This is a genomic window from Trichlorobacter thiogenes (assembly GCF_900167465.1).
Classification (GTDB): domain Bacteria; phylum Desulfobacterota; class Desulfuromonadia; order Geobacterales; family Pseudopelobacteraceae; genus Trichlorobacter; species Trichlorobacter thiogenes.
Genome location: NZ_FUWR01000001.1, coordinates 663,034 through 684,616 on the forward strand (window position 1 = coordinate 663,034; position 21,583 = coordinate 684,616).

Genomic DNA, 21,583 nt, shown 5'->3' on the forward strand with positions numbered 1-21,583 from the left:
GTAGGACCAGCAGACTCATGGCCGCTCCTTTTCCTGAAGACGGCGTTTCTTCACGTCGAAGCTGCCTCCCTTCTGGAATTCGTAGAGTGAATACTCCTCAGGGGAGATATCCCCCTTGAGGAGGCGGACGGCCCGGTATGCCTTGTCCTCGATCTCATCGGCTGAGATGACTCCGGCTGACACCGGTAGATAATCCTGATTCCCTTTCTGGATCAGAATCAGGGTCGGCGTGATCTCAACGCTGAACTTGGCTGCCAGTCCCGGGTTCTCACTGATGTTGACCCTCTTTATGGTCCAGCCGGTCTCGTTGGTGAACCAGTCAAGGATACGGGATTGCTCATCGCAGTAGCTGCAGTCAGGTCTCTGGAAATAGATCAGGGCAAAGTCATCCCGGTTGTCCCGCAATATGCGCTGCCGTTCCTCGTTGATTTGGGAGATTCGGGCCAGGTTGCCAGGAGTGGTGATCGGATAGTCCTTCTTGGTGGTCAGCTCCGGATACTTCTGCCAGACGAACTGGGCCACGTTGGAAAAAGCCAGCGCCTTCTTGCGGGCGATTTCCTGGACCTCGAAATACTCCTTCACATTTTCTTCGCTCGGCTTCTGGACAGCCTTCTTCTTCAATGCCTCGGCGAACTCCTGGAACTGGTCAGGATGCATCTCCCAAACCTGCTCATAAGAATAATCCTTGAGCGATGGCGTGCTCTTGGGCGGTTTCTTCTTCTTTTCCTGCTTTTCGGCCTGCTTCTCAGGTTCTTTCTGATACCACCACCAGCCCTTGGCCGAGTCGGCATAGTAGCCGGCAGAAGCGGTGGTCACGGAGAGTTGGAGAATAGAAGCCAGTATCAGTCTCCTCATTCTTTGTCCTCCGCATGCTTTGGTCTGATGTCCTTGACGATTTTTCTCAAGACAGGGGGTTTGGTGCTTTCCAGTTCAGAGGTGAGCACACCAAAGGCATCGACCCTGAACGGGATCAGGAGTTTGTTGAATGACTTATCGTTATTCGACACGATGGATGTATTCGTTGTGTAGTACGCACTGGTCATGAGTTCCGTGGCAATGGCATCTCTGGAGGCACTCAGTTCCCATACGACGGTATAGAGAAGATTACGTTTGGTTTCTTCATCAGCATCAGCCACCAAGATCATGGGATCGCCATCGCTAACTTGATGGATCACCTGCCAAAGTGCTTCTGGCTTCACATAGACCAACCCATTCGGCAGTGAAACGGCCAGCCACTTGACTCCGGACGAAGTTTTCTCCACCTGGTTGATCAATCCGTGGATGCCACCAAGGATCGCATCGGCATTGAACCATGCAGGAAGCTTTATCTTCTGGGAAACGTACTTTCCCGATTCTGGAGATCCGAGCGGGTGATCCCATTCCTGCGAATTTTTTTCTTTAGCGACAGGAACATCAGGTTGTGGAAGTGACTCATCTATTGGCAGCGAACTTTCTTCGGAAGCCCTCACCTGCGCCATCTGCCCAAGAAAAGCCCCCATTTCATCATTACGAGACTCCTGGTCACACCGCTTCAAGCAGGCCGTGAGCGGGTTGTTCGGAGTTATCTGGTGATGATTGCGGATGATGCTGTCGAGCTCAGCCCTGTTCGACAGCGCAACGTATTCCGGAATGCTCGCGAGTATGAGGAGCGCTATTTGCGGATGATCTGCAGTCGAATAATACTGGCTGTGGAAAGAGGGAATTTTCCCGATGTCATGCGCCAATGACACGATGAGGACTGTAGGGAGCATGATTCTTTCAGAGTTCTTTTCTACGAACTTGCGGGCAACCCCGAGAGAATGCCGATAGAGTGGTACGGTAGCCAATTGGGCAAGAGCTGCTGCCCCGTACGCCGAATCCGGATCTGATATCTGCTTGCCGACAGCTGCGTATTTCTTGATCCCGACAACCGATGGGCAGGTACCTTCCGCGTCAAGGATCTTAAGCAGATAGACGATCACAACCTTGCGGTTCCCATTGATAAGCGGTTCCGGTTCCACAATGTCCCTGTAGAACTCTTCAATCTCCGAATGCCGGAATGTCGGCCTTGGAAATGCGGCTTCCTCCTCCTGTTTTGGTGTGGGTTCACGCCAGAGTCGAGACAGATCAGTGAAGTGAACAACACGGCCTGTCCATACTGAAGATACCGTGGCGAGATCGGTGCATGGCAGGTCATCATCCGGTTCCAGCTCCGAAATTGACAGTGGAACCCACGGTTCTTGCTCTACTTCAGCCGGACGCCTGGTTAAAATTCGCCACAGGTTGTAAGTGACCATCAGGAAACCGATAACGCCACAGCAGTAGAGCAGGATTATCATGCGGCCCCTCTGCTCATGGTTATGGAAGATGGCGCCGACGGGAAGACTATCTTCAACTGCGGGTCTCTGGCATCACGAGTCACACCCTTGTACCTACCGGAATAGGTCAGCATGTAGAATTCCCTTGGTTGCAGCCCCAGAATATCCTGCACTTTCAAAATGTCCTGTTCCACCTCACGGGTAGTGACCTGGTTGGACCCGAAAATACCCGTAAGCACATTGCGTACGCCAAAGTGCCGCACGACATACTCTGATGTTTCTGCATCTGAACAGCGCATAAAGATTTTGGTGTTGGTGTTGTCGAGGATCGATTTACCGTATTCCTCGCCAATAGCGGCATATATTTGATTCACAGACTGGGCGAAGGCATGCACCATCACGTCTGCTGACCCAGCCTTCGCGAAAAGGTCCTCAATGCCTTGGTAGAACAGGCTCTGGGCCTCATCTATGTAGATGGACAGCGGTGGGAATACTTTCTGCTTGTCAGAGAGATAGACTCTGCCGATGAAGGACTGGATCATCGACAAGAGGACTTTGCCAAGTGTTGTGGCTGCCTCCCTGGTAATCATGGTACCGGTGTGCACGACCATGATTACCCCTTTCTTTCGTTCGAGTCGGCTGATGAAGCGGTTGCTGTCGGCCTGACCGATAATCTTGCCGATGTTGCCGGAGGAAAGCTCCATCAAGCAGGTGCGTAATGTTGAAGACACCTTTGAATAATACTCTTGGGGAGATTCAAGGATGTCCTGGATCATGCCGGCGTTTAGCAGCGCCTCGGGTGTCTTGATTTCCTGCAGTAGCCCCATTGTGCTACTCAATGATGAGCGGCGAATGCTTTGTCTGATAGCATCCATATTTTGCTTGGGAAGACGTTTTTCCCAATCGGCGATAATGATGTTGGCTGAGATGATGGCAGTAGTGATTTCCTTTGCAATGTTGCGGTAGAATGGCTCACGTCCACCTTGGATGCCTGAAACGATATGTCCGACGAGTTCGTCCGGCATGAAGTAATAGGCCATAGGATCTATGACCGCTGAGTATTCCGGGAAAATCGGCGTTACCAGCATCAAATCCTTGAGTCTCTCCGCCTTACGGGCAACTTCGAAGATCTTGGTGAAGATCTGCTGGTCACCTTTGGGGTCGAAGTAGACCACGCTGTTGCCTTTCATGATGTCCTGCTCAATTAGGTTCTCGCAGAGTCGCGTTTTGCCGACCCCGGTAGTGCCAAATACAAACATGTGCCTTTTTCGGTATTCATCAGGTATCGAAATCGGAACGATCCGGGTTGGTCGTTCCATCTGGACTCCGGTGCCGATGGAGGTCATGAATTCCAGGTTGGTGGTGCTACGGCGCGATGAGGACTTGAACATGTTCCCTCAACTCCTTTCCGACTGTATTAATCGATTTTTTGGGTATCCGAACCGGCGTAACAACTTCACTGAACCCTCCTGCAATACGCCGTCGACATTTGATCCCGGCAATACCGGTCAGGTCTTGAAGCAGCAGAGCCGGCAAGGCACGGGATGTCCGGTTCAGAATGAGTCTAACCTTTGCAATGTCGCCTCCCACCATGACGGGGCGCACACTCGTCACCAGAAAGCTGCGCTGCTCACCTATGCGATAACGTGAACGTTCATGTGGCGGCTGATAGCGTAAAGGGCATTCCCCGAACAGGATCAGTGGCTTAAGGATGTCATCAATTTCCAGTGTAACGTGTAATGTCCCTCGGGAGCCGATACGCCCCACGGCCCCACAAAAAACCCTCCCCTGAAGTTCCTGCAGTCTTTTTGCTTCCAGCTGGTTCTGACGTTTTTGCAGTTCCACTTCGACACTGTGAATGATATGCCGGCGAAGCTTCTTGGGAATGTCCTTCAACTGCATTTCGACCGGGTGTCCCAGCTTGGGATAGGCAATAATTTCCAGCTCCCCCTCTGCCCGGACAGTAACCGTCCTCTGAAAAGCTGCCATCAGTGTCTTCGCCACAGCGCATTCAACAGCATCGACTATCTCGTCCTCCGGCAATCCGTATTTGTGGAGTAGATCAGCGGAGAGCATTGCCGAACACCTCATCCCATGGTGATTCGATCCTGGGCGTGCTGATGGCTGCGATGAGCGTCGCCGCCTGTGGCTTCGTATGCTCAGCGAGGATGCGATACACTTTTCCGGCGTAACGGTCCCCTTTCGACGGGGTGCGCGAGTTGTAACAACCGACAGCCCGCCAGGTGTAGCCATAATCCTGGATACATTGGGCCAGTACCCAGGCCCCCACTTTCACATTCGTGCATGGTTCTCCCAGTTCATTCCATGTTTTGCCAAGCCTTTTTGCCCAACTGGAATTGATCTGCATCAGTCCATAGTCGTAGCTTCCGTTACTGTTGCGATTGATTGCACGGGGGTTGAAGTTGCTCTCCGTCTTGGCGATGCTCCAGAGCAGTTGTGGCGATATGCCGTATTGACTCCCGGCCTCCTCGAAGCAGAAAGATTTGGCCTGGATTGGCACGCAGACAAGGCTGATCACGAGCAGGCAGATGCCTGGTAATCGACACATTCGTTCCTCCTGACTGATAATCTTGTAGGGGGGAAGGTGGCACCGTCTTGACAAGAAGATTTGATCTGTTCCGTAACCAATAAAAATTCCGGATGGTTTTTTTATGCTTCTGGCTGGCTGGATTTGTTTTAGAGAAATGTTGGATGGTTCCGAATTTTACGGAGTTGATATTAGAGGAATATGTATAGAAAAACTTTTTTTGAGTTCACGGAGTATGTGATATTTTTGCCTGGATATGAATTCTAAGTTTGTGAGTCGTTAATGCTCTGTACGGTATATTTTCCTCCTACGATTCTTGCACGATCCCTATTATCTAAAGCAGGAAGTTTTCCTTTTCCAGGGAAATAATTTTAAATTTCTGCTTTCATTTAAGGATGACCCGCTGCTTAAATTGAAATGGATCACCTCGTCGCAATTAAATATTCACTTCGTATTACTAATTCACAATAAAAATAGTCATTTAGTTATATTGAGTGCTTTAATTCGTGAAGCAAGGGTAGAGGGTTTCATTCCGAGAATTACGGCGGCTCCGTCATTTCCGAATATTTTACCATTGGTCTGCAGCAGGGCAGCTATTATGTTCGCACGTTCTGTGTCTTTAATTTGATCGCGAGTAAGGATGGTCTCGCCGTCTTTTGGGGATATTTTTACAGGGACAGATAGATAATTCGATGTGGAGGATGATTCAATTCCAAGTATTCCGCCTTTAGAGAGAATCATTGCTCTCTCTAAAGAGTTTTGTAGCTCTCTAACATTGCCAGGCCAATCGTAAGAAGTCAGTTGATTTATGCTTGCCTGCGTTATTTTAGGGACGGGACGATTCATTCGGCGGGCAAAATATTTAATGAAATGAATAATCAAAGGGGGTATATCTTCACGCCGTTCTCTTAACGGAGGGATATCAAGTGGAAAGACACTTAATCTATAATATAGATCCTGACGAAATCGTCCGGCATCAACCTCCTTCCTCAAATCACGATTAGTTGCCGCAACAATACGGACATTTATTTTCCGTGTTCTTGTGTCACCGACACGCTCTATTTCCTTTTCCTGCAATACTCGTAACAACTTGGCTTGCATGGGAAGCGGTACTTCGCCAATTTCATCCAGGAACAGAGTACCACCATCGGCCAATTCAAAACGTCCTGGCCTGTCCTTGAGGGCACCAGTAAAAGAACCTCTCACATGCCCAAAAAATTCACTCTCAAATAAAGTATCCGGCACTGCTCCACAATTCACCTTGATGAGAACTCGATCATGCCGAGGACTTTTCGCATGAATTGCATTTGCAACCAATTCTTTCCCCGTACCACTCTCTCCTGTTATCAATACAGCTGCATCCGTAGGTGCCACTAGCTGTATTTGTTGCATCATTTTCTGCAGGCACGAACTATTGCCAATGATCCCACCGCCAAATCCATCAGTGATTTCTTCACGCAGGTAGTTGTTTTCCTCTTCCAGTCTTGCCTTCAAGTACTCGATCTCTTCAAAAGCCCTGGCGTTGGCAATGCTTACCGCTGCATGGGCAGAAAAAACTTGTAACCATTCAAAGTCGAGCTGACTTAGTACTCCAGAATCAAATAGTCCAAGAACTCCCAGGATATCTCCTCGATAAACGAGAGGCTGGGCCGCAAAAGTCTTAATTTCTTCATTCCTAAACCAATCGCGATCCACAATCCAATCTTCGCTGCCTTGCAAATTGGTCATTAATATTGGTTCGCCGGTTTTACCAACGAGGCCGACTTTCCTCACGCCGAGGGGAAAGCGTTGAAACGCACCGTTCAAACGCTGATGATCAGTACAATGCTTGGAATTTCCTGCGCTGGCAACGAGGTGCAGACAGTTTGTCCTGTCAGGGCATTCTGAGAGGAAAAGGCATTTTTCACAAATATCGCCAGGCTTTTTCAGCCAAATCCTTGTGAGCACAACATTTGTACATGTCGCAAGCCCTCCAGTGATTGATTGTAGAACTTCTGACAGGGAAAGATTTTGCGCTACGGAAACCATCACTTGTGGAAATGTAGAAGATAGCATATGGAAACACTACGAAATATCAGAGCAACTTACAACTAATTTTCGTAATTTACGATTATTCGTAACAGTCAGCAAATAGTTAATCTACAAATTGCGGTGTAATTTTAGGCTGTTGCGGAATACGACTCATTGGCACAATACCTGCTCCTGTTAGATCGAAAGAAAAATTAAAAGAACAGAAGGAGTACACAATGAACCGCATTTCTCAAATAGACCCGACTTTAGTAACAGGCAAGGCCAGTCACTTGTTAGAAGGTGTCCGCTCAAAACTTGGAATGGTACCAAATCTTTTCAGGGTTTTAGCGAACTCTCCTGATGCCCTTGATGGTTACCTCAAGCTTAGCGGAGCACTTTCTACAGGGATTCTTGACAACAAAGTTCGCGAACAGATTGCTCTGGCCGTCGCTGAAATCAACAAATGTGATTATTGTCTAAGTGCCCACACAGCTCTCGGTGGTCTTGTTGGTCTGTCTGACGATGACATCTTGAAAGCCAGGCGTTCATCATCAAGTGATTTACGGACCGATGCAATTTTAAAATTGGCTCGAGCTATTGTCATTCAACGAGGTGAAATAAGTAACACTGATTTTGAATCTGCACGGGCAGCAAGTCTGTCAGATGCAGAAATAGTCGAAATAGTTCTCAACGTAACAGTGAATATTCTGACAAATTATATCAATCATGTGGCGCAGACTGTAATTGATTTCCCTGAGGTCAGTGCAGGTGTAGACGGTAATAATTCTTCGCCCTGCGATTCAGTAACTTGCGGTTGCGGAGGAGCATAATGTTTTGCTTGCTTACTCCAACAGGAAAATTACAAAAAGGAGATATTCAGATGAAACTCACCATGACACGAAGTATTGTTTTTTTCATTGTTGCGACGTTGGTCCTTACTCTTGTTTCTAATAACCTCGCATCCGCGGAAGAGCTGTCGCCAGCCGCCAAAGCGGCGACCATGAAAGTCGAATATAAAACCGTTAAGGTTGGTGACCTCGAGATCTTTTACCGCGAAGCCGGTCCTAAGGATGCCCCGACCCTACTGCTGCTCCATGGCTTTCCGACGAGTTCTCAGATGTTCCGCAATCTGATTCCGGCTCTTGCAGACAAATTTCATGTGGTTGCCCCGGACTACCCTGGATTTGGACACAGCTCAATGCCTTCACACGAAAAATTCGCCTACACGTTCGACAATATTGCCCGGGTGATGGAGGAATTCACCGAATTGATCGGCCTTCAGCGATATGCCCTCTATGTCCAGGATTATGGTGCTCCGGTCGGATACAGAATAGCTGTTAAAAATCCGAAGCGCATAACAGCAATTGTAGTGCAAAACGGTAATGCCTACGATCAGGGGTTGGACAACGATTTCTGGAAGCCGCTCAAAGCCTACTGGAAAGAGCCTGGTGACAAGGGGAAGCGGGATGCATTACGGGGCTTTCTCACCTACGATGCAACCAAGTGGCAGTATACCCATGGGGTAAAGAACATTGAACTCGTCAGCCCGGACGGGCCGGCTCACGACCAGTTCATGCTTGACCGTAAGGGTAACGACGAAATCCAGCTCGACTTGTTCCTGAGTTACGGCAGCAATCCACCTCTCTACCCGAAGTGGCAGGAGTATTTCCGCAAATACCAGCCGCCGGTTCTCATCGTCTGGGGAAAGAACGACCTGTTATTCCCGGCTGCCGGTGCTGAACCATACAAGAGGGATTTGAAAAATATTGAATACCATCTGCTTGATGCCGGCCACTTTGCTTTGGAGACGGATGGGGATTATATTGCGATGAAAATGAGGGCATTTCTCGAAAAAAACTTGAAGTAGAAACCAGCAATTCAGGGACAGGTCGGTGGTAACTTTTTAGCCGGCCTGATCTCCCAGCTTCAGTCATTGAATTTAAGGTCTTCAGCAGCCACCTTCGATAACTAAACATAAAGTAAGGGCTCTGACACATGACACCAACAATAATAAAGCCACCTTTCACTGAAGAAACTGCTCGTGCAAAGGTCCGGACTGCCGAAAATGCTTGGAACAGCCGGGATCCTCAGCGGGTATCAATGGCTTACTCGGAAAACTCTGAATGGCGAAATCGCGGCCTGATTTTTTGCGGACGAGACAGTATTCGCGAGTTTTTAGGCTACAAGTGGTTAACTGAACTTGATTATCGCCTCGCCAAGTCACTCTGGTCTTTTACGGAAAATCGGGTTGCAGTCCGATTCCAATACGAGTATCACAACACTGACGGTCAGTGGTTCAGAGCCTATGGAAATGAGTTATGGGAATTTGATGAGGAGGGTTTGATGCGACGTCGTGAGGCAAGTATCAATGATGTGTCTATAGAAGAACACGAGCGTAAATTTTTCTGGTCAGCACCAGGTCCCCGTCCAGAAGATGATAGTGGCATTCCTGAAATAAGATGATTTCAAGCACCACAGGAAGGAGAATCATGATGCAATCTTATCCCAGCGACATAGCTTTCACCCCCTCAGTAAAGGCGATTCAGACACGAAATGGCTCCCGTGCAGCATATTCAAAAGTAGAAAGTGGTCGTGGCTGGCAAACGAAGATCACACCTGAGCTTGTATCATTTCTTTCGCGGCTGGACATGTTCTATCTTGGCACGGCCAACGCCGATGGCCAACCCTACATTCAATATCGGGGAGGCCCTCCGGGGTTTTTGAAAGTCATCGATGGCCAGACTCTCGGTTTTGCCGATTTTTCAGGCAATCGTCAGTATATAACAGTCGGCAACCTGTCTGAGAACCCCAAAGCATTCATCTTTCTCATGGATTATGCCCGTCAAAGCCGAGTTAAAATCTGGGGAACGGCAGGTTTTGTTGAAGATGACGCAGAACTGCTCGAAAAGCTGACAGACCCGGCTTACCAGGCAAGAGTAGAAAGAGCAATCGTTTTCACCATCGAGGCGTGGGATGGAAATTGTTCCGACCACATTCATCAGCGATTTGCACAGCATGATGTGGCTGATGCTATTGAGCGGTTGCAACGTAAAATAAGTGAGCAGGAGCTAGAACTGAGTAATAAACAGCGCAGCGAGCCATCGACATCCTGAAGGCCCGGCTGAACGTGCTCGAACAGAAGACTCTTTCCAATACTGGTGAATAAATCAGAAAATGGAGGCAGCGTGGCAACAAGAAAGACGATCGAATTAAAACGTGTAGTTGTCACTGGCCTTGGAGCAATTACAACCATTGGGCAACACGGTACCTGACCTGTGGGAAGCCGTAATTAGCGGCAAAAGCGGAGAGGGGCCGATAACCCGTTTTGATGCATCGGGGTTTAAGACCAGATTCGCCTGCGAGGACAAAGGCTTTGATCCACGAGATCACTTTGATTCCAAGGAATCCAAAAAATATGATCCCTATTGCCAGTACAGCCTTGTGGCAGCCGATGATGCAATCCGTGATGCTTTGTTGAATCAGGCTGAATACAACAGCGAAAGAGATCGAATACGCTCTGAGACGTGGTAAGCCCAGGTTTTCTCCGTTCTTCATCCGAAAATATTCTCCAACATGGCTTCCAGTATGATATCGATTACTCATGGCCTGTGCGTGATCAATTTTTCCACGGTGTCTGCATGCGCATCCTCTGCAAATGCTGTATCTGACGCATTCAACCATATTCGCTTTGGTAAGGCAAATTTCATCATCACCGGCGGCGCAGAAGCAGTGATTACGGAATCAGCAATAGGCGGATTTAATGCGATGAAAGCGCTATCAGAACGAAATGATCACCCGCAGGGCGCCTCACGTCCCTACGATATCGCCAGAGATGGTTTTGTCATGGGAGAAGGGGCCGGCGCAATCGTACTGGAAGAACTTGAACATGCAGTGAGACGCGGGGCACGAATATACGCTGAAGTCCTGGGAGTCGGCTTTGGTTCTGATGCGCATCATATGTCCGCCACTCATCCTGAAGGTAGAGGCGCATTTCTCTCAATGCGTGATGCATTGCAAGATGCCGGTATTGATGCGTCAAAGGTTGATTACATAAATGCTCACGCCACTTCAACGCCGCTGGGAGACTTGAGTGAGATTACTGCTTTTGCAAAACTGTTTGGTGAACGTTTGGACACGTTGTCAATCAGCACCACGAAATCAATGACCGGCCATCTGCTTGGCGCATCCGGTGCTATAGAGGCCATTATCTGTATAAAAAGCATAGCTGATAATATTGTTCCACCCACGATCAATACTGAAGTTTTGGACACTTCAATTCCAGAAGGAATGGACATGACCTTGTCTTCAACTCGTAATAAAAAAATATCTATCGCAATGAATAATGCGTTCGGGTTTGGTGGACATTGTTCAACCAATATTTTTAGTAATTATGATGAAGAGGATGGGATGTAACGCAACATGTTGTCTCAAACCATAATTAGCGATCATATTGCCAATATAATTAACTGGTTAAGCTGAACTCACTGGTTCGCACGGTACCAATCTCTGGGCGAAGAACCGGTTTTATTGGAAAATACTCTGGTAAATGAGGCGCAACCGGAATAGCCCACGGTCTGTGCAACTATATTAATTGGCATCCCTTTCTTTAACAAAGTCATTGCGATACTGATTCGCCAGTCGGTTAGATAGTTTATAGGAGTAGTGCCAACAACCCTGTGAAAATTGCTGGCAAAACGAGCACGAGACATTCCAGCGATCTTGGCAAGGTCTTCCAGTGAAAAAGATTGTTCAGGATGTTCATGTATTGCTGTTATTGCTCTGCTTAGCCTCTCATCGGCCAATCCAGCCAGAACACCGCAGTTCAGAGATTTCTCTTCGATAACAAAACGCAACAGTAGAATAATTACATATTCGAAAAGTCTATTCATCGCCGCCTGCCTTCCCGAGCGATCGTTGAATGCCTCATCAAAAAGAATCATGACCGCCTTTTCAATTTCCCGGGACGATGACAGAGGAATCAAAATAAAATCCGGCAAAGCACTAATGAGCGGGTTGTTCAACCCACTTGCAAATTCAACCAGAGCGCACGTTATCTCCGCAACCGGACCAAATCCACTATGAAATTCGTGTTTGAGCGGACGTGGTAAAAACAGCAAGTTTGGCTGATAGATATCAATTTTATCATGGTGCTGAATTGAAGCAGTTAGGCAACCACTCCGGATTACATGTAAACACCCTAAACCAACTGTGTCATCGAAAACCGCATCACCACAAACAGGTCCTGTGTAAACCTCCCTTGCGGTGAGAGATACATTGCTGAATAGTGCCTCTAACTTATCCATATTGATACTCCTGGCAAAGAAATTGAGACTATGTGCAAACACAGTAACGGTAAATCCTGTTATAAAAACACTCAGGTAGTCAATTAAATAAATTAGGAGGTTTGAAAATGAAAACAAGAATGATCATTGGATTACTGGCAGTTTGTTTGTCAGGTGCAATGCCTGTTCTGGCAGCAGAAATGACTCAAGAGCAGGAGATGGCAAGAATGTGTGCCCTTGAAGCTGAGACGATTCAGATGAAAATACACCGATTGGAAAGGGAAGTTGCCAACGGTAAATCAAAATTGAAAATGGAAGACATCAAAAAACTCGAGTCGAAATTGGAGGAGGCAAAGAAAATACTGGATGATCTTAACTCAGGCGGTTAACACTAAGTTGTTTCTGGTATCGCGTTACAGGTGACTGTAATAATTATTCAAGCTTTTGAATCCAAGCAATTAATTTCTCGGAAACATTTAGAAGATTGAATCAATGCCCGTACAAATAAACTAATCATACTGGAGAAAAAATGAAAAGAATATTGCCCTTTCTTGTTGCAGCTGTCGTAACCGTTGCATTTGCCGGTATTGCCATTTCTGCTGACCCAATGATGAAAGACGAAATGAAGTCTGCCGAAAAAGGTGAAATGAAGTCAGCTGCAAAAGAGGAAATGAAGCCTGCCGCTAAAAAGAAGGTAATGAAACCTAGAAAAGCCAAGAAGGTTATAAAAAAAACTGAAGAGATGAAAGAAATGGCGCCTGCAGCACCGATGACAGCCCCTGCAGCGAAGTAATTTATACTTAGTTTTTAGTGAAAGAGGCCATGTCTTCAGATATGGCCTCTTTCCAGTTGAACCGTGAAGGAGATCGTCGAGTGAAAACATTGATAAGCAGTTATTGCATGGCGTTAGCTGTGCTCTTCGTAATTATCGTGGCAAGTAATGCTTCTTCAGCGACAACACAAACAGCGGGTACTTTGGAAAAAGCCGCGTTTGCCGGAGGCTGCTTCTGGTGCATGGAGGCGCCTTTTGACAAGCTCCCAGGCGTTGTGTCCGTTCTCCCCGGTTATATCGGCGGTAAAAAGAAGAATCCGACTTACAAAGAGGTTTCAGCAGGCGGGACCGGGCACGCAGAAGCGGTAGAGATCGCCTATGATCCGGCAAAGATCAGCTATAAAAATCTTCTGGCGGTATACTGGCATAATATCGACCCGACGGTAATTAATCGCCAGTTTTGCGATACGGGAGACCAGTACCGGAGCGCCATATTCTACGATACGGAAGAACAACGCCGTGTTGCCTTGCAATCAAGAGCAGCCCTTGAAAAAAATAAGCCCTTCAAGGAATCTATTGTAACCGAAATAACTGCCGCCGGAGAATTTTATCCAGCCGAGGAATACCACCAACACTACTACAAGAAAAATCCGCTCAGATATAAATATTACCGAAATGGATGTGGTCGTGATAAGCGTCTCAAGGAATTGTGGGGCAGCGCAGCAGGACATTAGTTTCTCAGAAATTAACGCACTTATACTATTAAGGGCTGATACTTCTAGAAGCAAATAATCGGAGAACTCCATGAAAATTATTGCACGTCTGCTACTCCTGTTTCTGATCTCAACTGTGATAGCCTGCACCGGCAGCAAAAACAGCGAATCAGGAGTCGGCTCATCCTCTCCTACAAATAGCGGCAAGATAAAGCTTTATTCCGCCGCCACGAAAGGATTCATCGTGAGCGATAAGGTCGTCAAAAGCCTTGAAGAATGGCGTAAACAGCTGACTCCTGAGCAGTACCACGTCACTCGCGAGCAGGGAACTGAAAAGGCTTTCACCGGCGCCACCTGGAATAATCACGAAAATGGAACATATCAATGTGCCAACTGCGGCAATGACCTGTACCGATCGGAACATAAGTATGAATCCGGCACCGGATGGCCGAGTTTCTGGCAGCCGATCTCTCCGGAAAACATCTCGACCCGTGCAGATAATAGCCTGTTCTCAAAACGGACGGAAGTTATCTGCTACCGCTGCGACGCCCACCTGGGCCATGTATTTGAAGACGGACCGAAGCCAACCGGTCTGCGCTACTGTATGAATTCTGCTGCCATGAAATTTGTAAAGCTGCCATGACTTCTCCAATCGAATTACTACCTGATTCACCGGAAAATCGTGAGCTGGAAGAAAATGTTCACCCGCCGAACTGGGTCAATCCCGAGCCTGCGCCATGTTATAACCTTGTGGTGATAGGTGGCGGCACAGCCGGTTTGATATCGGCTGCCGGTGCTGCCGGATTGGGGGGGAAAGTTGCCTTGATTGAGCGGCACCTGATGGGTGGAGACTGTCTGAATGTCGGCTGCGTCCCCTCAAAAGGGGTTGTCAGTGCATCCCGCGCCGTCCACCATGCCCGTAACTCTGCAAAATTTGGAGTAGTGGATGGCAGTGGTCTGAGGTTTGACTTCGATACGGCTATGGAGCGTATGCGCCGGTTGCGGGCAGACATCAGCCATCATGACTCTGCTCGGCGTTTCCGAGACGAACTGGGAATTGACGTGTTTATTGGACAGGGTAGCTTCAGCGGTTCCGACACGGTTGAGGTTGCAGGTAAAACTCTCCGCTTCAAAAAAGCCTCCGTCTGTACCGGTGCCTGCGCCGCCGCCCCACCCATACCGGGGTTGGAAGAAGCCGGGTACCTTACCAACGAAACCTTATTCTCTCTTATTGAACTTCCACCTCGTATGGCGGTGATCGGTGCCGGTCCCATCGGTTGCGAGATGGCTCAGTCATTTGCACGCTTTGGCAGCAGTGTATCCCTTATTGAAATGGGACCCCATATTCTTGGTCGTGAAGATGGTGACGCTGCAGAAATTCTCCATAGAGCATTTATCCGTGAGGGGATTGATCTGCAACTTGGGGTGAAAATCATCGAAGTCGAAACAAGCGGTAGTGATAAGATTCTTCATCTTGAACGTGATGGCAAACGGATAGATGTGACTGTTGACGCCATATTGGTGGGAGTTGGACGTGCACCAAATCTCTCAGGTCTTGGTTTGGAGAAAGCAGGAATCAAGTTTGATAAGACCGGTGTAGCGGTCAATGACTACCTGCAAACCTCAAATCCGAATGTCTATGCAGCAGGCGATATTTGTTTCCCCTTCAAATTTACCCACACCGCTGACGCCCTTGCCCGTATCCTGATCGCCAATGCCCTCTTCATGGGGAGGCAGAAGGTTTCTGCTCTTACCATTCCTTGGTGTACCTATACCGATCCGGAGATTGCTCACGTGGGGATGTACGAAGGTGATGCCAAGGAAAAAGGGATTGGATTCACCACGCTCACTGTCCCGCTATCGGACGTCGACCGGGCCGTTCTGGACGGCGAATCTGAGGGCTTCGCCCGGGTTCATCTGCGCAAAGGAACGGACAAAATTCTTGGTGCAACCATAGTCGCCCGTCATGCCGGGGAGATGATCAACGAGTTTTCACTGGCCATCACCAATGGTCTTGGAATATCAGCTATCGGCAAGACTATTCACCCGTATCCGACCCAAGCCGAGGTAATCAAGCGGCTGGCAGACGCCTATAACCGAACACGCCTTACGCCTTTTGTCAAAAATTTGCTTTCCGGCTGGTTGGAGTGGCAGAGGGGATGATTCTATGAATATCAAAAAAATCGCACTGGCTCTGGTCGGTATCGCTGTCATTATACTATTCTTCTATTTTGACATGCAGCGCTTTCTGACGTTGTCTGCTCTCAAGGCCAACCGCCAGACGCTGCTGGATTATTATGCCGCCCACAAGTTATTCACGATGGCCGGCTTCATGGCGATCTACATCGTCCAGACCGCCCTATCGCTTCCCGGTGCCGCCATTTTGTCACTGGCAGCAGGAGCAATCTTTGGTTCGATAATGGGCACGGTTTACGCCAATATGGCTGCAACGATCGGTGCTACCCTTGCTTTTCTCGTGACCCGCTATCTGTTGCGTGATGTTGTTCTGAACAAATTTGGCAGCAAACTGGAAGGAATGAACCGAGAACTTGAAACCCGCGGATTCAGTTATCTGCTGTTTCTTCGCTTGGTGCCGCTGTTCCCTTTCTTTCTGATCAACCTGGCTGCCGGCCTAACGCGCCTGCCGTTGCGAGCATTCTTCTTCGGCACCATGCTCGGTATCATTCCGGGGGGCTTTGTCTACGTCAATGCCGGTGCCAGTCTGGCGACCATTGATTCGCTCTCCGGCATTGCTTCACCAAGGGTGCTTGGCTCATTTGCTCTGCTCGGGCTGTTTGCACTGGTGCCGGTGTTATACAACAAATTCAAGAACAAGAAAGGAGCAACAACCGTATAGAGGTTCAGTCATTGATAGCGAATCATAATATTGAAAAATTTAACAGGAGAAACGCATGACTGATACCTATTACAATCCTGCCGATTTGCAGAAATTTGGAGACATTGGAAAAGACGCACCTGAACTGGCTAAAAAGTTCTTTGACTATTATGGGGCGGTATTTGCCGACAGGCACTTACAGAACGGGAAAAGTCCCTGATTGCGCTGGCCGTTGCCCATGCAGTCCAATGCCCCTACTGCTTTGATGCTTACACCCATGCCTGCCTGGAGAAGGGTTCCAATCTGGAAGAAATGACCGAGGCGGTTCATGTGACGAACGCAATTCGTGGCGGAGCCTCATTGGTGCATGGAGTCCAGATGAGAAAGATTGCGGGAAAAATATCCCTGTAAACCTCGGAGATTTTCATGACGTTTAAGGAAGTGCTGCACGCCCACGGGCTGAATCTGGCACGAAGCGATACAAAATGGCTCCAGGTCAACGTGGGACTTGCCTGTGATCTACATTGCAAGCACTGCCATCTTGAGGCTGGCCCGGCACGGACTGAGTTGATGGAGTTGAAAACAGTGGAAGAAGTCATTGCCTGTGCTGGTCGATTTTCATTCGATACCATCGACATTACCGGTGGTGCTCCGGAACTGATGCCACATCTGCCACGACTGGTAATAGGACTCGCATCTTTGACACCAAAGCTGGTGGTTCGCACGAACCTTGTTGCGCTGTCGCGTTCGGAATCAGAAAAACTCATCGAACTCTATGTGCAAAATCATGTGTCTATCGTTGCCTCTCTGCCTTCGTTGTCCTCAAGCCAGACCGACGCCATGCGTGGTGAAGGGGCGTGCAAGACAAGCATTGGAGTATTGCAGCAGCTCAATTCTGTAGGTTATGGCATTGAAGGAAGTGGTCTGTACATTGATATAGCAGCCAATCCGACCGGAGCATTTCTTCCCGTGACGCAGGGTCCGGCAGAAGAACGCTTCCGCAAGGAATTGCATCGAAAGTACGGCATCAGCTTTAACAAGCTATTAACCTTTGCCAACGTACCTTTGGGGCGTTTCCGCACCTGGCTGGAGCGTTCAGGCAATCTGGATGACTATCTGCTGAAGCTGAAAGAGCGTTTCAACCCCAGTACCATCTCCGGACTCATGTGCAGTTCACTTATCTCGATTAACTGGGATGGATATTTATACGACTGCGATTTCAATTTGGCGGCAGAACTGCCACACCAGGGCAAGAGGAAACATATTTCCTCGTTTACTGAACTACCTCAGTGGGGCACACCTATTGCCGTTGGCGACCATTGTTTTGCTTGCACTGCTGGTGCCGGTTTTACCTGTGGAGGGAGTATTTCCGTATGAACAAGCTAAGCCGTTGGGGAGTAACCTCACGAATATTGGTTTTATCACTCAGCTGCGCCGCCTTGCAGTTCTCATACTGCCAATGGCAATTGCCCTGACGTCATCAGTGGTTAGATATGCTGATGAAATCGCAATAAGCAACTTCGGTCATTGAACCGTATTTATAGGTTTCGAACATTCCCCTTACAAGGTTCGATCTTCCTGTGTCAGTGCATATTCCGGATGAATCCGACCACCGTTCCGGCGTAAAACCGACCGCAATTCCGATTTGAAACCGACCAACATTCCGCTGGCAATCCGACCAGCGTTCCGGAATGAATCCGACCACCAGGTTGTAGTCGCAAGGTAACTCAACAGCGTATTGTACCCCTCATTTATTTGAGGAGGTCATCAATGCCACAGAATCGAGTTACTATACGTAAAATCCGGGAGATACTCCGCCTTGCCTGGTCATGCGGGCAGACAAGACAATCCATTTCTGACAGTTGCGGTATCGGCAATACAACCGTCACCGATACTCTGTACCGGGCTTCCGCTGCCGGTCTGTCCTATCCCTTGCCCACCGACTTTGATGATGAACGGCTTGAACGACTTCTCTATCCTCAACATCCTCGTGCCGTAACCAGTAGGCGGACACCTCCCGACTGGGCATCTCTGCATAACGAACTCCTCTCCCACAAGAACCTGACGCTGATGCTTCTATGGCAGGAGTATAAGGAACGGGAACCATCCGGTTACCAGTACAGTCAGCTCTGTGACCTGTTCCGGTTCTGGCGTGGCAAGCTCGACCTGTCCATGCGTCAGAAACATCGTGCCGGCGAGAAGATGTTCGTGGACTATTGTGGTCAGACTATTCCGCTTGTTGACTCTAGCACCGGAGAGATACGTGACGCTCAGGCGTTTGTTGCGGTCATGGGAGCCAGCAACTACACCTATGCCGAAACCACATGGAGTCAGTCCCTTGCTGACTGGACAGGTTCACATGTCAGAACGTTCTCCTACTTCGGTGCCGTTCCTCATTGTCTCGTTCCAGATAACTTACTGTCAGGAGTCACCAAGACCTGCCGATATGAACCTGGCATCAATGCCACCTATCAGGAAATGGCAACTCATTACGGCACCGCTGTTATTCCCGCCCGTGTCCGCAAACCACGAGACAAGCCTAAGGTCGAAGTCGGTGTCCAGTTCGTGCAACGGTTCATTCTTGCCGGATTACGACATCACACCTTCTTCAGTCTGGCAGAAGCGAATGCTGCTATCAGAGGACGGCTGGAACTTCTGAACAACCGTCCCTTCAGAAAGCTCCCCGGCACCCGCAAGAACCGCAGTAACCAGTCGGATCTTCAGCGCCTCTGCGGCGTCAATCCTTCGTCCAGTTAGACAGAGATCGCGGGCGTACCCAGAGGTGGCCAAAAGAGGCTGACATGGCGGCAATCGGGATATCGCAGAAACAGGCCAGATCAAAGCCGCCCATTGCCGGCCCGTTTATCATTGCGATGGTCGGCTTGGGAAAATTTCACAAGTTGAGGTGATATCGGGAAGAAGATGCCAATAACTCGGCATGGCGTTCCGCCTGCTTGAATTCATCCAGATCGAACCCCGCTAAGAAGGAACTCCCTGCTCCAGTTATGATAACGCACTCTACCCTATCGTCAGCTTGCCACGTTGACAGACAGTCAGATATTTCCTGCTTCATCAGAATGGAAATCGCATTACGTCGCCCAGGAAGGTCGAGAGAATGTGCTGATTCATATCCGGACTCGTACATACAGCTCATAAGGCTGTCATGGAGTGAGCAATGAGAAATCTTTGGAATGTGTCTGTCACACGTAGTGTTGCAAATTAAAATATGTGCCATTATTCCAGGTAAAGAACACTTTTTTGGGACTATCCTAGATATTTTCAGTTATCTAGGACAGCCCCATAAAAGAAGGTATTATTTCATATAATATCGAGCTCCGTCATGACATCTAGAGCATGAATTCGGCATAACACTCGAGAAGGCAGGCATTTTGTTTCTCCTCATTGCGCTCTGTTGGGGGGCGTTTGAGTGTATTTTTTGGTACATTGAATAGACATTTGACGGATAAATTATGTCGCCTACATGTGAAGTTACATCACCCTCTATCATTGCACGATTTTTTTTGTCATTTGGGTCAGCAATAGACTTGTAACCTCCCATCATTCCGGTCTTTGGCATGTGGCATGTTTGACAACGTCCAATAGGTCTTGAATCATCTAATGGAGTGTATCCGACTGCTAGGCCCATTCCAGCCTTATTGTTCATGTGTTTAACAACCTCATGAGCCACTTTGTTCATAGCTGTATTTATTTTTAGCTGTTCAATAGGGTCGGTAGTTTTAGAATCATAAATTGGTTTGCTTGATCCATTGAGATACGTATTTTGGCCATATGCAGCATTTATTGCCGCCACGTCATCCTTTGTAATGCCAGAAAATTGCCCAGTCGAGGCATGGCAACGGAGACAGATCGTATTATTTTTAAATTTTGTTCCTTGATAGTCATATTTATTCCCGGATGAATCTACCGAAAGTGCATGGGTCGGTCCTTGATATAGACTGTGAACAGAATGACATGAGGTGCATGTTACTTTCTCAACAGGGTTGTTTGCGTGTACAGAATGTTCAAATTCATAAGATTGTTGTTTATGATGTCTTCCATGTTTACCATCCCAACTTGTAAAACCGTTACCATCCTTCCAGCCCGGCATGAAATCTGCGAGTTCATATACGCCTGGGACAAAATTGCCATTACCAAGTTTGTTTTTATAATTGTCATTCCAAGGATATTTTAATGCACTTTTAGGGCTAGCGCTTGTAGGGAGAGCCAACCCATGGCATCTTGCACAGGTTTCGCGTTCCGCCTTTGCAGTTAACCTGGTAGGAATGATAATCTTTTTTGCTCTGCCTGGATTGCTGGCGTGTTCTGACCCAGGTCCGTGACAATTTTCACAACCTACACCTGGTTCGAGATAGCTAAACTCAGTGGTAAGCATGTCCGCATCTTTCGTTACCTGAACCTTCAAACCAACAACATGGCAGCCAGCACATACCCTGGAGTACGTCTCACCCTGGTCTACCCAGGCGTTCTTCATATTACCGCCGCGTGTAGCACGGAAGTCGGCAAATTTTGGAGCTTCATCTCCACTTTGAGCTACGAATATCGGCAGCATCAACAAATCCTTGTCTGATCCCGTATATGGATAACCTGTCCAATTCGGACTTTTGCTTGCTGGAACATCTTGCACCCTGGCATAAAAATGCTGCTTAAAAATACCTACATTTGGCAAATGAGCACTAGTCCCTGGTTCAATATATTTATTTCCCTGCCCACCAACGGTAGCAATTATTGGGATAAAAACACCAGAAATACATGCATCAGCTGCGTTACCACCAAAGGCAAAGCCTTTAATTGAAGGTTTTCAGTAAACCACCGGCTCTGCCGGTGAGACTTGAAAAGGCTCTGCCGTTCCAGCGATAGTTCCTCCTGAGGAAAGCCCCTAAAGGCAATCAACAGGAGGAACTGCCATGCGAGAGTGGCAAAGTTTAGCCCATGTAAAATGGGAGTGCAAATATCATGTTGTGATCGTGCCGAAATACCGTAAGAAGGTTCTTTACGGCAGGCTTCGAGGAGAAGTTGGCAAAATCATCCGTCAGTTATGTCGGCAGAAGGAAGTTGAACTTATCGAGGGTCATGCCATGCCTGACCACATCCATCTGGTGTTGAG

At 48.2% G+C, this 21,583-nt stretch carries 24 protein-coding genes and 2 pseudogenes; 17 read left to right on the forward strand and 9 right to left on the reverse strand.

Annotated elements, in window-relative coordinates; all coding sequences use genetic code 11:
• Nucleotides 1-15 precede the first annotated feature (15 nt).
• The 6 genes from B5D39_RS03230 to B5D39_RS03255 form a co-directional block, all read right to left on the reverse strand.
• Complete coding sequence (locus B5D39_RS03230) at nt 16-855, reverse strand: conjugal transfer protein TraF (protein ID WP_078788941.1); 840 nt, start codon at nt 853-855, stop codon at nt 16-18.
• Nucleotides 852-2,318 carry an HD domain-containing protein gene (locus tag B5D39_RS03235; protein ID WP_078788942.1) on the reverse strand — a complete coding sequence of 489 codons (1,467 nt, stop codon included), beginning with the start codon at nt 2,316-2,318 and terminating at the stop codon, nt 852-854. The genes B5D39_RS03230 and B5D39_RS03235 overlap by 4 nt, the downstream gene beginning before the upstream one ends.
• A complete protein-coding gene (locus B5D39_RS03240) occupies nt 2,315-3,688 on the reverse strand; it encodes a type IV secretory system conjugative DNA transfer family protein (protein WP_078788943.1) in 1,374 nt (457 codons plus the stop codon). Before B5D39_RS03240 ends, B5D39_RS03235 begins: the two co-directional genes overlap by 4 nt.
• Nucleotides 3,663-4,373, reverse strand: a complete 711-nt coding sequence (locus B5D39_RS03245; protein ID WP_078788944.1) for a hypothetical protein — start codon at nt 4,371-4,373, stop codon at nt 3,663-3,665. Before B5D39_RS03245 ends, B5D39_RS03240 begins: the two co-directional genes overlap by 26 nt.
• Nucleotides 4,360-4,866, reverse strand: a complete 507-nt coding sequence (locus B5D39_RS03250; RefSeq protein ID WP_078788945.1) for a lytic transglycosylase domain-containing protein — start codon at nt 4,864-4,866, stop codon at nt 4,360-4,362. Before B5D39_RS03250 ends, B5D39_RS03245 begins: the two co-directional genes overlap by 14 nt.
• A gap of 456 nt (nt 4,867-5,322) precedes the next feature.
• Nucleotides 5,323-6,900 (reverse strand): sigma-54-dependent Fis family transcriptional regulator, encoded by a 1,578-nt coding sequence (locus tag B5D39_RS03255; RefSeq protein WP_208610536.1) that lies wholly within the window; start codon nt 6,898-6,900, stop codon nt 5,323-5,325.
• Between the two features lie 191 nt (nt 6,901-7,091).
• On the opposite strand from B5D39_RS03255, the gene B5D39_RS03260 reads away from it, so the two are divergent.
• The 6 genes and pseudogenes from B5D39_RS03260 (at nt 7,092) to B5D39_RS17290 (ending at nt 11,268) form a co-directional block, all read left to right on the forward strand.
• Entirely contained in the window at nt 7,092-7,685 is a 594-nt protein-coding gene (locus B5D39_RS03260; RefSeq protein ID WP_078788946.1) for a carboxymuconolactone decarboxylase family protein, read from the forward strand.
• A 50-nt stretch (nt 7,686-7,735) separates the two neighbouring features.
• On the forward strand, nt 7,736-8,722 hold the full coding sequence (locus tag B5D39_RS03265; RefSeq protein WP_244161336.1) for an alpha/beta fold hydrolase: 987 nt from the start codon (nt 7,736-7,738) through the stop codon (nt 8,720-8,722).
• 128 nt (nt 8,723-8,850) lie between these two features.
• Nucleotides 8,851-9,318 (forward strand): nuclear transport factor 2 family protein, encoded by a 468-nt coding sequence (locus B5D39_RS03270; RefSeq protein ID WP_078788947.1) that lies wholly within the window; start codon nt 8,851-8,853, stop codon nt 9,316-9,318.
• A 26-nt stretch (nt 9,319-9,344) separates the two neighbouring features.
• Entirely contained in the window at nt 9,345-9,968 is a 624-nt protein-coding gene (locus B5D39_RS03275) for a pyridoxamine 5'-phosphate oxidase family protein (RefSeq protein ID WP_208610537.1), read from the forward strand.
• A gap of 139 nt (nt 9,969-10,107) precedes the next feature.
• A pseudogene (locus tag B5D39_RS17285) lies at nt 10,108-10,686 on the forward strand (beta-ketoacyl synthase N-terminal-like domain-containing protein); the annotation flags it as partial.
• A gap of 12 nt (nt 10,687-10,698) precedes the next feature.
• Nucleotides 10,699-11,268: a beta-ketoacyl-[acyl-carrier-protein] synthase family protein gene (locus B5D39_RS17290; protein WP_279627287.1), complete on the forward strand. Its 570-nt coding sequence runs from the start codon at nt 10,699-10,701 to the stop codon at nt 11,266-11,268.
• A gap of 68 nt (nt 11,269-11,336) precedes the next feature.
• Here B5D39_RS17290 and B5D39_RS03285 read toward each other — a convergent pair whose 3' ends face one another.
• The gene (locus B5D39_RS03285) at nt 11,337-12,158 is read right to left on the reverse strand and encodes an AraC family transcriptional regulator (protein WP_078788949.1); all 822 of its coding nucleotides are present in this window, start codon (nt 12,156-12,158) and stop codon (nt 11,337-11,339) included.
• A gap of 107 nt (nt 12,159-12,265) precedes the next feature.
• Here B5D39_RS03285 and B5D39_RS03290 point away from each other — a divergent pair, with 107 nt between their 5' ends.
• The 10 genes from B5D39_RS03290 to istA all read left to right on the forward strand — a co-directional run bounded on the left by B5D39_RS03290 (nt 12,266) and on the right by istA (nt 19,215).
• Complete coding sequence (locus B5D39_RS03290) at nt 12,266-12,526, forward strand: hypothetical protein (protein ID WP_078788950.1); 261 nt, start codon at nt 12,266-12,268, stop codon at nt 12,524-12,526.
• A 140-nt stretch (nt 12,527-12,666) separates the two neighbouring features.
• Nucleotides 12,667-12,930 carry a hypothetical protein gene (locus B5D39_RS03295; protein WP_078788951.1) on the forward strand — a complete coding sequence of 88 codons (264 nt, stop codon included), beginning with the start codon at nt 12,667-12,669 and terminating at the stop codon, nt 12,928-12,930.
• Between the two features lie 80 nt (nt 12,931-13,010).
• Entirely contained in the window at nt 13,011-13,643 is a 633-nt protein-coding gene (gene msrA, locus B5D39_RS03300; RefSeq protein ID WP_244161337.1) for a peptide-methionine (S)-S-oxide reductase MsrA, read from the forward strand.
• A gap of 70 nt (nt 13,644-13,713) precedes the next feature.
• On the forward strand, nt 13,714-14,265 hold the full coding sequence (gene msrB, locus B5D39_RS03305) for a peptide-methionine (R)-S-oxide reductase MsrB (RefSeq protein ID WP_078788953.1): 552 nt from the start codon (nt 13,714-13,716) through the stop codon (nt 14,263-14,265).
• Entirely contained in the window at nt 14,262-15,785 is a 1,524-nt protein-coding gene (locus tag B5D39_RS03310) for a mercuric reductase (RefSeq protein ID WP_078788954.1), read from the forward strand. The genes msrB and B5D39_RS03310 overlap by 4 nt, the downstream gene beginning before the upstream one ends.
• A 4-nt stretch (nt 15,786-15,789) precedes the next feature.
• Nucleotides 15,790-16,479, forward strand: coding sequence for a TVP38/TMEM64 family protein (locus tag B5D39_RS03315; RefSeq protein ID WP_078788955.1), 690 nt, complete (start codon nt 15,790-15,792; stop codon nt 16,477-16,479).
• A gap of 55 nt (nt 16,480-16,534) precedes the next feature.
• Nucleotides 16,535-16,678: a carboxymuconolactone decarboxylase family protein gene (locus tag B5D39_RS17295; RefSeq protein ID WP_244161338.1), complete on the forward strand. Its 144-nt coding sequence runs from the start codon at nt 16,535-16,537 to the stop codon at nt 16,676-16,678.
• A 5-nt stretch (nt 16,679-16,683) separates the two neighbouring features.
• Nucleotides 16,684-16,869 carry a carboxymuconolactone decarboxylase family protein gene (locus tag B5D39_RS17300; protein WP_244161343.1) on the forward strand — a complete coding sequence of 62 codons (186 nt, stop codon included), beginning with the start codon at nt 16,684-16,686 and terminating at the stop codon, nt 16,867-16,869.
• Between the two features lie 15 nt (nt 16,870-16,884).
• A complete protein-coding gene (arsS, locus tag B5D39_RS03325) occupies nt 16,885-17,835 on the forward strand; it encodes an arsenosugar biosynthesis radical SAM (seleno)protein ArsS (protein WP_078788956.1) in 951 nt (316 codons plus the stop codon).
• Nucleotides 17,836-18,249: 414 nt separating this feature from the next.
• Nucleotides 18,250-19,215 carry an IS21 family transposase gene (gene istA / locus B5D39_RS03330; protein WP_279627288.1) on the forward strand — a complete coding sequence of 322 codons (966 nt, stop codon included), beginning with the start codon at nt 18,250-18,252 and terminating at the stop codon, nt 19,213-19,215.
• Here the strand turns inward: istA and B5D39_RS17440 are convergent.
• Together B5D39_RS17440 and B5D39_RS03345 are read right to left on the reverse strand one after the other, a co-directional pair.
• Nucleotides 19,196-19,693 (reverse strand): annotated as a pseudogene (locus tag B5D39_RS17440) (enoyl-CoA hydratase/isomerase family protein). The gene istA and the pseudogene B5D39_RS17440 sit on opposite strands and share 20 nt — an antisense overlap.
• 78 nt (nt 19,694-19,771) lie before the next feature.
• A complete protein-coding gene (locus tag B5D39_RS03345; RefSeq protein ID WP_139366655.1) occupies nt 19,772-21,145 on the reverse strand; it encodes a multiheme c-type cytochrome in 1,374 nt (457 codons plus the stop codon).
• 238 nt (nt 21,146-21,383) lie between these two features.
• On the opposite strand from B5D39_RS03345, the gene tnpA reads away from it, so the two are divergent.
• On the forward strand, nt 21,384-21,583 hold a 200-nt coding region (gene tnpA / locus B5D39_RS03350), incomplete at its 3' end, for an IS200/IS605 family transposase (RefSeq protein WP_139366656.1).